Raw genomic sequence first — 12,222 nt, 5'->3', positions numbered from 1 at the left:
GGACGGGTGCGGTGAACGGCGGCGGTCCGGTTCTCGCGCCCTGGGTGCGCACCCGGCTGCGGGCGGCTCCCGCCGCCGCCTGGGGGCTCGCGCTGCTGGTGGCGCTGACCGCGTGTCTGGCCGCCGCGTTCCCGCGGGCCGTCGACCGGTACGGGGACGCCGGTCTGCACCGGGCCGTCGAACAGGCCCGGCCCGAGCACAGCGGGGTGCGGGTCGCCGCCCCGCCGCCCGACCCGATGCTGCCCGCGGCCCGGCGGGAGGACGCGCTGCGCCCCGACGCGCTGGCCAGGCTGGACGGAAAGGTGCGCGCCGTCGTACCCGGGCCGCTCGCCCTCGACCGGGAGCAGTCGACGTACGGCGTGCGCACGGCCACGGACCTGGTGACCTCGGACCCCTGGCTGCCGAGTCCGACCGGGGATCCCACCCAGGTGTCCCTGGTCGCCCAGGAAGGGCTCGCCGGCCACGCGGTCGTCAGCGCGGGACGCCTCCCGCGTGCGAGCGGCCAGGTGACCACCACGACGGCCGAGGTGGAGGCCGCGGTCACCGCGGCGACCGCCAAGAGCCTTCGCATCAGGGCCGGTTCGGTGATCCACGTACCCGGCGTCGAAGGCGCGACCCTGGCCGTCCGCGTCACCGCGATCGTCACCCCGCGCGACCCGGCCGGCCCCTACTGGTCGGCCCAACCCCTCCTGCGCGCCCCCACGTTGGTCCGCCTGCCGGGCCCCTCCTCCGACGCGGACCGCTACTGGCTCGGCGCCCTCCTGCTCGCCCCGGAGGCGGCCCCGGCGATCCTGGGAACCCCCGCGACCCCCCTGCGGTACTGGCAGTTGGCGCCCGCCACCGACGCCCTGCACGCCCACGACGTCGACCGGCTGCGCACCGCCATCGCCTCCCTGGAGTCCGGCCCGGCACTGCGGAAGGTGCGCACGACGACCGACGTCGTCAGCAACGAGTACCTCTCCGGCGTCACCGACGTGACCACCGACCTCGACGACATCCTCGTCTCCTACGCCCGGCTCCGCGAGGGCGTCGACCCGCTGGTCTCCGTCGCCGCGTTCGGCACCGGCGCGGTCGCCGCCGTCGTCCTGCTGATGGCGGGCGGCCTCGCCGCCGACCGCCGCCGCACCGAACTCGCCCTGCTGCGCGCCCGCGGCGCCTCCCTGCGGGGCCTGACGGGCCGGCTCCTCGCCGAGACGGCGGTGACCGCCGTCCCCGCGGGCGCCCTCGGCCTCACCGCCGCACTGCTCGCCCTCCCCGCCCCCCGCCCCCTGGCCGCCGTCCTGGCAGCCGCCGCGGTCACGGCCGTCGCCTGCGCCGCGCTGCCCCTGCGGGCCGCCGCCACCCACCGGGTGGTGAGCCTGCACGGCGGCCGGGCGGACGTGAGCTCGGTCCGTCCGTCCCGACGCCGTACGGTCGCCGAGCTCACGCTGGTGGCCCTCGCGGCCGGCGCGGTCGAGAGCCTGCGCCGACGCGGTACCTCGGGCGCCGCAGGCGACCAACTCGTGTCGTTGGCCCCGGTGTTGATCGGCGTGATCGCGGCGCTGGTGCTGGTGCGGCTGTACCCGCTGCCGCTGCGCGCGCTGGCCCGCCCGGCCGGCCGGCTGCGGGGCGCGGTGGGCCATCTCTCCCTGGCCCGCGCGGGCCGCACCTCCGTCTCCGCCGCGCTGCCCCTGCTCGCCCTGCTGACCGCGCTCACCACCGCGGCCTTCGGCGGCTCGGTCCTCGCCGGGGTACGCGAGGCCCGCGACCACGCGTCCCTCCTCACCGTCGGCGCCGACGCCCGCATCGAGACGACCGGCCCGCTGCCGACCGGCCTCCCGGACCGTGTCCGCCGCACGCCGGGTGTCGAGGGCCTCGCCGTGGCGAGCATCACCTACCAGGCGAAGCCGGGCGACGGCCGGCAGACCGTACCGCTGGTGGGCGTGGACCCCGAGGACTACGCGGCCCTGACGGCCCGGACGGGGATCGGGGCGTTCGGAGAGGGCGAGTTGACCGTACGCGCCGCCACCCGTACCTCGACGGAGTCGCCCCTGCCGGCACTGGCGTCCCCCGCCACCGCCGCGACCTACGGCACCCGTCCCTTCCCGGTCCGCCTGGAGGACGGCAGCACGGTCACCATCCGCATCACCGTCGTCCGGGACAGCACACCGGCGATCACCGGCGCCCACTTCCTGGTCGTGGACCGCGCCGGGCTGGACGCCACCGCGGCCCGCCCGAACACCCTGCTCATGACCGGCGACCACCTCGACGCCGGGGCACTGCGCCGGGCGGCGGGCGACACCGCGACCGTCCAGCTGCGGGCCGAGGAACGCGCCCGGTACGTCGACTCACCCCTCCAGTCCGGCGCCGAACGCGTCTACGCCACGGCGGTCGCGGCCGGCGCCGGCTACGCGGTACTGGCCCTGCTCCTCGCCCTGCTGCGCGCCGCCCCCGAACGCACCGCCCTGCTGGCCCGCCTCCGCACCATGGGCCTCACCCGCGCCCAGGGCCGCCGGCTCCTCATCCTGGAGTCCCTCCCCCAGGCCGTCCTGGCCGCGCTCGGCGGCACCCTCACCGGCTGGGCCGCCATCCGCCTCCTCTCCCCCGGCATCGACCTCACCACCCTCGCCCTGGCCACCACCCAACCCCCGCCCACCAAGCCCCGACTCCACACGGACGCCCTGTCCCTGACGCTCCCCGCGCTCTCGATCCTGCTGCTCGCGGTGGCCGTGGCGGTGGGCCAGGCCTGGTGGTCGGGACGCCGGGGATCGGTACGGGAACTCCGAGCGGGAGACGGACGATGAGCCCCACGCGCCCCATCACGACCACCACACGCACCACCGCCTGCGCACCCACCACGACTGCCGGAGCCGGTGCGGCCGGTGCGGCGCACGGCCCCCGCCGCGGCCAGTCGTGGCGCAGGGCGGCTCCCGACCCACCGAGAGCGGCACCCACAAGGGCGGGCAAGCGCACCCACCCCCGACCGGCCCCCACCCCGGGCCACTGCCGAACGATCCCCGGCTCAGCGAACCCCCGCGTAGGAGGCCGCCCATGACCGCCAACCCCACCCTCACCGACCTGGCCGACCGCGCGACCACCGCCCGCAACCGCCCCACCTACGGCCACGACGCCCTCATCACCTGCGACCGCCTCGTCCGCATCTTCACCACGGACGGCATAGAGGTCCAGGCCCTCCAGGGCCTCGACCTCCTCGTCCGCGAGGGCGAACTCATGGCCCTGGTGGGCGCGTCCGGCAGCGGCAAGTCGACCCTCATGAACATCCTCGCCGGCCTGGACACCCCCACCGCGGGAGCCGCCCGCGTGGCCGGCCGCGACCTCCTCACGATGACCGCCAAGGACCGCCTCGCCTACCGCAGGGAAGTCGTCGGGTTCGTCTGGCAGCAGACCTCCCGCAACCTCCTCCCCTACCTGACAGCCGCCCAGAACACCGCCCTCCCCATGCAACTGTCCGGCCGCGCCCGCACCCGCGGGTCCCGCCGCGCCCACGCCCAACGCGCCCTGGAACTCCTGGACATGCTGGAGATCGCCGACTGCCGCGACCGCCGCCCGCACCAGATGTCCGGCGGCCAGCAACAACGCACCGCCATCGCCGTGGCCCTCGCCAACACCCCCGCGGTCCTGCTCGCCGACGAACCCACCGGCGAACTCGACTCCCACACCGCGGAACAGGTCTTCGCCGCCTTCCGCACGGCGAACGAGCAGCTCGGCACCACCATCGTCATCGTCACCCACGACCAGGCGGTGGCCGGCGAGGTCAGTCGCACGGTCGCGATCAGGGACGGCCGTACCTCCACGGAGGTCCTGCGCCGCAGCGAGATCGACGCGGCCACCGGCCACGAAACGGTCGTCGCCCGCGAGTACGCCATGCTCGACCGCGCCGGCCGCCTCCAGCTCCCCGCCGAGTACACCCAGGCCCTGGGCATGCGCGACCGGGTCGCCCTGGAACTCGAACCGGACCACATAGGCGTCTGGCCGGACACCGGCGAACACCACTGATCACCGCAGGAACCACCACCCGCCGTGAGCGAGCAGAGAGATGCGGCGGGAGTCCCACCCGACAACGCGGCGCGGGTACCACCCGACGGAGGCCCGACGACGTCGCCCTCCGAAGACCGCAGACCGCAGACCGCGCCGAACGCCCGGTCAGCCAACGCCCGCCAACGAACGGCCAGTCGGGGCGAACGGCCGGTCAGCGAGCACCCGGCCGGCGAACGGCCGGTCGGCGAAGGTCCGTTCAGCGGACGCTGACGTCCAACGCCCCGAGTCCCGCCCGCCGTACGGCGATCGACCCGTACGGCGTGCGCAGCCGCAGCCACGCGCCGGACGAGAACAGCGCCAGATCTCCGGCGCTCTCCATGGACCGCAGGAACCCAAGGGACTGGGCCGCATGCACGGCCCGCACCGGCAGCCGGGTGTCCCCGACCGTCCGGGACCAGATCTCCCGCCCGACCCGGTCGAGTTCGGCCCGCGTACGCAGCTCGGGCTCCAACTCGCCCGTACGGGACCGGAATTCGGCGACGCCCGCGCCGACCATCGCGCGCAGCGAGTCCGGTACCGGCAGCCCGGGCACGGGCCGCCATCCGCCGCGCGGCGGCAGCACGCCCGCCCACGGCGGCCCGGTCACCGCCGCCGGAACCACCGCGGTGACCGCGGACTCGTCGACGGACTCCAGGAGTTCACCGGCGGACACGGTCACGTCGAGCATGACGTCCAGCCCGTTCTCGTAGGGCTTCGCGAGCCGCACCGCGCGGATCGCCAGCACCTCGAAGGACGGCGGCCGTCCGAAGACGGCGAGTGCGGTGCCGGCTCCCTGGAGACGCACCGCTGCTCCACGGTCGTAGTGGAGCAGCCGGGAGAGGAAGGCCGCGAGATCCGCCGCCTCCCCCTCGTCGGCGAGGTGGAGGACCGTCATGCGGCGACGGCCTCCTCCTCGTCGTCATCCCGGTACTCCGTGAGGAACTCCCGCTCCTCGGAGGTGATCCGACGCGGGCGCTGCGTCTCGAAGTCGAACGGCACGATCACCGTCGAGGCCCGCACATAGAGCTGGTCGCCGTCCTTCACCTCGTAGGTGATGGTGAAGGACGCGGCCCGGATCTCGGTGATCCACAGCTCGATGTCCACCGGCCGGTGGCGGTGGACCAACTGCCGCTTGTAGTCGATCTCGTGGCGCGCCACCACGGACCCCTGCTTGAAGTCCTTGTCCGGGCGGAACAGGAAGTCGATACGGGCTTCCTCCAGGTAGCGGAGGAAGACCACGTTGTTGACGTGGCCGTACGCGTCCATGTCCGCCCAGCGCAGCGGGCAGCGGTAGATGTGGCGCAAGAGATCAGCCCCGGGTCAGCTTCTTGTAGGTGGCGCGGTGCGGACGGGCGGCGTCCGGGCCGAGCCGCTCGATCTTGTTCTTCTCGTACGACTCGAAGTTGCCCTCGAACCAGAACCACCTGGACTCGCCCTCGTAGGCGAGGATGTGCGTGGCCACCCGGTCCAGGAACCACCGGTCGTGGGAGACGACCACGGCCGCACCGGGGAACTCCAGCAGCGCGTTCTCCAGGCTGCCGAGGGTCTCGACGTCGAGGTCGTTCGTCGGTTCGTCGAGGAGCAGGAGGTTGCCGCCCTGCTTGAGGGTGAGCGCGAGGTTGAGGCGGTTGCGCTCACCGCCGGAGAGCACGCCGGCCGGCTTCTGCTGGTCCGGTCCCTTGAACCCGAAGGCGGAGACGTAGGCGCGGGAGGGCATCTCGACCTGCCCGACGTTGATGTAGTCGAGCTCGTCGCTCACCACCGCCCAGAGGCTCTTCTTCGGGTCGATGTTCTCGCGGCTCTGGTCGACGTACGAGATCTTGACCGTGTCGCCGACCTTGATCGAACCGGAGTCCGGCGTCTCCAGGCCCTGGATCATCTTGAAGAGGGTGGTCTTGCCGGCGCCGTTCGGCCCGATGACCCCGACGATGCCGTTGCGCGGCAGCGTGAAGCTCAGATCGTCGATGAGGACCTTGTCGCCGAAGGCCTTGGAGAGGTTGTTGACCTCGACGACGATGCTGCCGAGCCGCGGGCCCGGCGGGATCTGGATCTCCTCGAAGTCCAGCTTCCGCATCTTGTCCGCCTCGGCGGCCATCTCCTCGTAACGGGACAGTCGCGCCTTGGACTTGGCCTGCCGGCCCTTGGCGTTGGACCGCACCCAGTCGAGCTCTTCCTTGAGCCGCTTGGCGCGCTTGGCGTCCTTCTGGCCCTCGACCTTGAGACGGGTCTGCTTCTTCTCCAGGTACGTGGAGTAGTTGCCCTCGTACGGGTGGGCGCGACCGCGGTCCAGTTCGAGGATCCACTCGGCGACGTTGTCCAGGAAGTACCGGTCGTGAGTGACGGCCACGACGGTGCCGGCGTACTTCGCGAGGTGCTGCTCCAGCCACTGCACGGACTCGGCGTCCAGGTGGTTGGTGGGCTCGTCGAGGAGCAGCAGGTCGGGGGCTTCGAGCAGCAGCTTGCAGAGCGCGACGCGACGGCGCTCACCACCGGAGAGGTTGGTGACGGGCCAGTCGCCGGGCGGGCAGCCCAGGGCGTCCATGGCCTGCTCCAGCTGCGTGTCCAGGTCCCACGCGTTGGAGTGGTCCAGGTCGTCCTGGAGCTTGCCCATCTCCTCCATCAGCGCGTCGGAGTAGTCGGTCGCCATCAGCTCGGCGACCTCGTTGAAGCGCTTGAGCTTGCCCATGAGCTCGGCGGCGCCGTCCTGCACGTTCTCCAGCACGGTCTTGGACTCGTCGAGCGGCGGCTCCTGGAGCAGCATCCCGACGGAGTATCCGGGCGACAGGAAGGCATCGCCGTTGGACGGCTGCTCCAGCCCGGCCATGATCTTGAGAACGGTGGACTTACCGGCACCGTTAGGACCGACCACACCGATCTTCGCGCCGGGCAGGAAGCTCAGCGTCACGTCGTCAAGGATCACCTTGTCGCCGTGCGCTTTGCGCGTCTTGCGCATGGTGTAGATGTACTCAGCCAAGAGAAACCGTCCGGCAGCTTGAAACTGGCAGTGGGCAGATACACCCCATCTTGCCTGACTGCCACCCCCCGGGGGAAACCCGTTCGGCCCAGGGCCCTCGACCTGGGCGTTCACCGGCCGTACCGGTAGCCGGACCGTCACCGCCCGTCGCTGCCGGGTTCCGGCGCGCGACATGACGCGGGCATGGCCGATCCCGTGCCCCCGCCCAGGGCTGCGGTCCTAGACCGCCTGAGCCGCCCGGCCCGCGACAGGAACACCTGGCCGCACACCGCCCGCCCGGACGGCTCTCCCCACGTCACACCGGTCGGGCCCGTCTTCCTTCGGGACAGTCGGTGGACCGGCGCGGAGCAGAACAGCTCGTTCCCGGAGCCAACCCGTATCTACGTCGTCGGCGGCGGCGAGAACCAGATCCGCCCCCAGGCGACATCCGCCGAGCGGTCAGCAGCAGCGCCGTCACCGTCGGTGCCGTCACGAGCGGCGGTGCTCCACGACGACCGAGGAGCGACAGGCTCGCCGCCATCTGCTACGGCTACGGCTACGGGCGACCATGCTGGTCGTAACCCTCAACCAGTGGCCATGACCAGCACTTCGCCAACCGGCCCTAGCCCTGCGTCGGTGTCTTCTTCCGGCCCACCAGCACCAGCGCCGCGCCGCCGATCACCACCAGGGCGATGGCCGTGCCCGCGATCATCGGGGTCGCGTTGGAGCTGCCGGTCTCGGCGAGGTTCACGTCCGTCGTGGCGGCGCCCACCGTCGCCGGGTTCGGCTCGCTCAGGGTCTGCGCCGCGTCACCGCTGGTGGCGCTGCCCTGGGTCCGGCAGTCGAGGACGCCGGTGAAGCGCTGCTCGAAACCGCCCGGGCCCGTGATCGCGAAGTCGTACGACTGGTCTTCCTGGAGCGGGATCGTCACCGTCCGGGACTCGCCCGCCGGGATGCTGTGCTCGGTGCCCATGAGCTCGAAGGTGAACACCTCGTCGCCGACGTTGGCCGCGGTGATGTCGAGGCCGCTCTCGGCGCAGTTCTTCGCCGCGGACAGCGCGGGTATCGCGCCCTCCTTCGCCCAGGTCGCGCTCGCCGCCGCGGAGACCGTCGACTCGCTGGAACCGGCCAGGATCTGCGTCTGGCTGCGGCTCTCGGAGGCGAAGGCCCGGCCGACCGGCACGGTGGTGGACGCCTGCACGGTCAGCTCGGCCGAGCCGTCCGCCGCGTCCTCGGGCACGTCGATGAACAGCTGATCGCCGTTCTTCGCGGTCGTGATGTCCTTGCCGTCCTTGCCGACGATCCGTACCCCGCTGGTGGCGGCGTCCACCGGAGGCGTCACCGTCGCGCCGGCCGCGTTGGTGTGCACCGTGACCGGGCCGAGCAGTTCGCCGGGGTGGCCGGAGACCGCGGACGGGTCGAGCGTCAGGGACGCGGTGGGCTCGGCCACGCCGCGGGCGCTCTTCTGCAGGTAGTCCGCGAGCTTCTCGGCCTGCGGGTCGACGGCGTCGACGTCCGCGTGGTCCGAGTAGCGCCAGATGGCGACCTGGGTGCCGGCCGCCGCGTCCTCCTCGGTGAGGCCACTGCCACCCACCCCTGCCGCCGCCGCGAGCGCGGCGAGATCGTTCACCTGCGGATAGGAGTTCTGCAGGATCCAACGGATCTTGCCGGCGTCGTTGTTGGCGCCGAGCGAGGTGCCGGTCCAGGGAGTCTCGTGGTACTTGGCGTCCCGCTGCGTGGGGTTGTGCAGGTCGACGCAGTAGGTCTGCAGGGTGCCGCCGCCCTCGACGGACATCTCGAACAGGCCCGCCGACACCGTGAGGTCCCCGGCGTCGTCGTGTATGACGGCGTCGCCGTACGTCTTGAGGCCACCTATGGTGGCGGTCGCCCCGCCCTGTCTCTGCGCCGTCTCGTCGGCGGACGCCGTGCCGGCACCGGTGAGCACACCGGCGGCGACGAGTCCGGACACCAACGTGGCGGCGACGAGGCGGGCCGCGCCTCGCCTGCGCACCGACGGTGCAGAGAGCGAAGAAAACACAGAATTCCCCTTCGAGCAGGACCCGTTGACGTGGGGGTGTGGTCCCACCAGCAGAAACAGAAACCCCGAGAGCTATGTCCGGCATCCTAGGTACCTGGCGCACCGCGCTTCCCTGGGATGCTCTCGGTCAACCGATCCGACTCGGAATCGTTATCGCCGACACCGCGCCTGAACAGGGCTTATCGACAAATCCACCCCGGTTCGTTCGGTGCGCATTCACCGATAAGCCGCAGTTCGGCCGACGTCCGACACCTCCGACATCCCGACGTCTTCGTCGCCCCTGTCGCCTCCGACCGGTGACTGACGTCAGGTCACCGCAGCCGGTTCCGGCTGTCGTTCGGAGTCCGGCTCCGCGGGCGGTGTCTCCCAGTTGGGCTCGGGTTGCCCCGGGGCACCGACCGCTCCCGTCTCCGGCCGGGGCGCGCGCCGGAACGCCGAGGTGCCGCGCGCGAGATCGTGGCCGATGGACACCGCGTCGATGTCGGCCGACGTCCAGTTCTGTCCCTCGCGTACGTCCTGACGAACCTTCAGCCTGCCCTGTACTACGACGGGATCGCCCACGTTGAGCGACGCCATCGCGTTGGTCGCGAGCTGCCGGTTGGCCCATACCGTGAAGAAGTTGGTGTGGCCGTCCGTCCAGGTGTTCTTCTCCCGATCCCAGTACCGCGAGGTCGCCGCCAGCCGGAAGCGCACCGACGCTCCCGACGCCAGCTCCCGGAACACCGGCTGCGTCGCCACGTTGCCCACCGCGCAGATGACCGTCTCGTTCATCTCGAACCCCTCCCGTCGCCCGGCACACTCACGCCGAGCGGATACGCGTACGGGCCCGTCCCGTACGGCTGCGTCTGCCGCGGCGACCGCGATCCGTACGCGGTCGCCGCAGAACCAGACTGCCTCCGCCGGGCCGAGCCCGCTGAGCCCTGTGGATCACCGCCCGGCTGTGGACAACTCCGCCACCCGAACGAGGGATCCCACCCTGGCCACGCCCTTCCCCGAGTTCCCTTCCCGCCAAGCCTCCGCCCCCTCCCCCACTCCCACCGATCCCCTCCCCGGCCAGGCTCCCTCCCCCTCGCCCAGCCCCCGCGACCACCCCCTCCTCCCGTCACCTCCCCGCGCCCACCCCCATCACCCGCCCGTACTGCTCCCGAACCTCCCGGTACCGCAACAGCTCCGCCGCCACCGGATCCAGTACCCGGGCCCGCCCGCACCCGGCGGACGCCTCACGCAGGCGCCGCTCGGCCTCCAGGCCGTACCGACGGGCCGGCCCCCGCGCCGCCAGCCGGCAGCTCCACTCGACCAGCGGGCCGCCGATGATGCCGGCCACCATCAGCAGGACCGGCACGCCCAGGTTCGGCGACATGAACCCGATGATCTGCCCCAACAGCCACAGACCGCCGACGATCTGAAGGATCGTCATGGACGCCTGGGCGAAGACGGCCGCGGGCCACCAGCCCGGTCGCGGCGGTCGCCCCGGCGGCAGTCCCGCCCGTGCCGTCAGCTCGTCCAGCGCCTCGGGCAGCCCCTGCGCACCCCGTACGGCGGCCTCGCGCACCGCCTGCCCCCAGGGCGCGGGCAGCCCGGCCGACGCCCGTTCGGCCAGCGTCCGTACGGCCTGCTCGACCCGCTGACGGGCCGTGGCCTCCTCGTCGGCCTGGGAACGCAACGGCAGCCGCCCCGTGGTCGGTTCGAACCGGTCCTGGTACCAGCGCCACAGCCGCAGCCAGGGCGTTCCGCAGGCCCGGTTGGCGTTGCGCAGCCACGCGCGCTCGGCCGCCTCGCCCGCCGCGGTGGCGCCCACCGCCTCCGCGAGCCGGGCGGCGAAGTCGTCGCGGGCGTCCTCGCTGAGCCCGGTCCGCCGTCCGGTCGCGTAGACGGGCCGCAGCCCCCATCCGGCGGCGTCCACGTCGGCCGCGATACGCCGCGCCGCGGCCCCGCGTTCCGCCACGAACTGGCCGAGTGACTCGCGCAGTTCACCGAGGCCGTCCCCGGTGAGCGCGGACAGCGCGAGGACGGTCGCGCCGGGTTCGCCGTACTCGCCGAGCGCGATCCCGTCCTCGTCGAGCAGCCGCCGCAGGTCGTCGAGGACCTGCTCGGCGGCCTCTCCGGGCAGCCGGTCGATCTGGTTGAGGACGACGAACATGACCTCGGCGTGCCCGGCCATCGGCCGCAGATAGCGCTCGTGGAGGATGGCGTCGGCGTACTTCTCCGGGTCGACGACCCAGATGACCGCGTCGACGAGCGCCAGCACACGGTCCACCTGTTCGCGGTGCTGGACGGCGGCCGAGTCGTGGTCGGGCAGGTCGACCAGGACGAGCCCGCGCAACTGCGCCTCCGCCTCGGCGCTCTGCACCGGGCGCCGCCGCAGCCGTCCCGGAATGCCGAGCCGGTCGATGAGACTGGCCGCCCCGTCGCTCCAACTGCACGCGATGGGCGCGGCGGTGGTGGGCCGGCGTACGCCGGTCTCCGAGATGGTCACTCCGGCGAGCGCGTTGAACAGCTGCGACTTTCCGCTGCCGGTCGCGCCCGCGATGGCGACGACGGTGTGCTGCCCGGACAGCCGCCTGCGCGCGGCCGCCTCGTCGAGGACCCGGCCTGCCTCGGCGAGTGTCCTGCTGTCGAGCCGGGTGCGGGAGAGCCCCACCAGCTCGCGCAGCGCGTCCAGCCGCGACCGCAGCTGTCCGTCGTAGGCGAGCCGGGTCACGACCTGCGGACCGGCCGGCCGGGTCTCCACGACAGGGGCGGGCCGCGCGGTGGTCTCCTCGGTGACCCTCCGCGCGATCAGCCCGTCGTCCCAGGCACTGTCGGGGTCCGTACGCCCGGACGCGCCGCCCGCGCGGCTGGAGGAGTCGTCGTCCTTCACGCGCGCGTGCCGGCCGCCGGAGGCCCGCGCCGACTCCTCGGAGTCCTGCGCCCTCTCCGCTTCCTGGGAGGCCGCTTCACCGACGGGTTCGTCCTCCGTGGCCCGGCCCCCCTCGGAGTCGCTCTCCGCATCGCCCTCTTCAGGCGAGTCGTTCTCGGGTGCGCCCTCCTCAGGGACCGTGCCGGGGGACACGTCAGAGGCCGGGCTCACGGGCGGCTCGCCCTGACGGCCGGCGTCCTCCACGACATCCACGACACCCACATCGCTCACCTCACGCACCTCGCCCGCCTCCCTCGCGTCGCCCATCTCGTCCGCGTGCTCCGTGTGGTCCTGGTCTGTGACGGCGGTCACCGG

General features: G+C 72.8%; 8 protein-coding genes. 2 read left to right on the top strand and 6 right to left on the bottom strand.

The annotated features are described in order from the left end of the window. The first annotated feature begins 11 nt into the window (after positions 1-11). A complete protein-coding gene (locus ACZ5VD_RS02465; RefSeq protein WP_468680945.1) occupies positions 12-2,783 on the top strand; it encodes an FtsX-like permease family protein in 2,772 nt (923 codons plus the stop codon). Between the two features lie 247 nt (positions 2,784-3,030). Continuing rightward, positions 3,031-3,996, top strand: coding sequence for an ABC transporter ATP-binding protein (locus ACZ5VD_RS02460; protein ID WP_468550448.1), 966 nt, complete (start codon positions 3,031-3,033; stop codon positions 3,994-3,996). Between the two features lie 238 nt (positions 3,997-4,234). Here the strand turns inward: ACZ5VD_RS02460 and ACZ5VD_RS02455 are convergent, their stop codons facing one another. The 6 genes from ACZ5VD_RS02455 to ACZ5VD_RS02430 form a co-directional block, all read right to left on the bottom strand. Continuing rightward, positions 4,235-4,912, bottom strand: coding sequence for a DUF8185 domain-containing protein (locus ACZ5VD_RS02455; protein WP_468680296.1), 678 nt, complete (start codon positions 4,910-4,912; stop codon positions 4,235-4,237). Next, a complete protein-coding gene (locus tag ACZ5VD_RS02450) occupies positions 4,909-5,322 on the bottom strand; it encodes an acyl-CoA thioesterase (protein WP_468550450.1) in 414 nt (137 codons plus the stop codon). Before ACZ5VD_RS02450 ends, ACZ5VD_RS02455 begins: the two co-directional genes overlap by 4 nt. A gap of 4 nt (positions 5,323-5,326) precedes the next feature. Beyond that, positions 5,327-6,991, bottom strand: a complete 1,665-nt coding sequence (gene ettA, locus ACZ5VD_RS02445; RefSeq protein ID WP_468550451.1) for an energy-dependent translational throttle protein EttA — start codon at positions 6,989-6,991, stop codon at positions 5,327-5,329. Positions 6,992-7,592: 601 nt separating this feature from the next. Next, a complete protein-coding gene (locus ACZ5VD_RS02440) occupies positions 7,593-8,981 on the bottom strand; it encodes a Cys-Gln thioester bond-forming surface protein (protein WP_468550452.1) in 1,389 nt (462 codons plus the stop codon). A gap of 333 nt (positions 8,982-9,314) precedes the next feature. Then, positions 9,315-9,779, bottom strand: a complete 465-nt coding sequence (locus ACZ5VD_RS02435) for a single-stranded DNA-binding protein (protein WP_468680294.1) — start codon at positions 9,777-9,779, stop codon at positions 9,315-9,317. A gap of 331 nt (positions 9,780-10,110) precedes the next feature. After that, positions 10,111-12,219 carry a YfjP family GTPase gene (locus ACZ5VD_RS02430; protein ID WP_468680292.1) on the bottom strand — a complete coding sequence of 703 codons (2,109 nt, stop codon included), beginning with the start codon at positions 12,217-12,219 and terminating at the stop codon, positions 10,111-10,113. Positions 12,220-12,222 lie beyond the last annotated feature (3 nt).

The sequence above is a fragment of the Streptomyces sp. NPDC032822 genome, assembly GCF_055578825.1.
The sequence above is the reverse complement of the archived record's forward strand: the minus strand, read 5'-3'. Positions and strand labels throughout refer to the sequence as shown.

What these genes read in the sequence shown, in the direction of transcription:
- ACZ5VD_RS02460 (WP_468550448.1), top strand. Translation starts at nt 3,031, where the DNA reads ATGACCGCCAACCCCACCCTCACCGACCTGGCCGACCGCGCGACCACC.
- ACZ5VD_RS02455 (WP_468680296.1), bottom strand. Translation starts at nt 4,912, where the DNA reads ATGACGGTCCTCCACCTCGCCGACGAGGGGGAGGCGGCGGATCTCGCG.
- ACZ5VD_RS02435 (WP_468680294.1), bottom strand. Translation starts at nt 9,779, where the DNA reads ATGAACGAGACGGTCATCTGCGCGGTGGGCAACGTGGCGACGCAGCCG.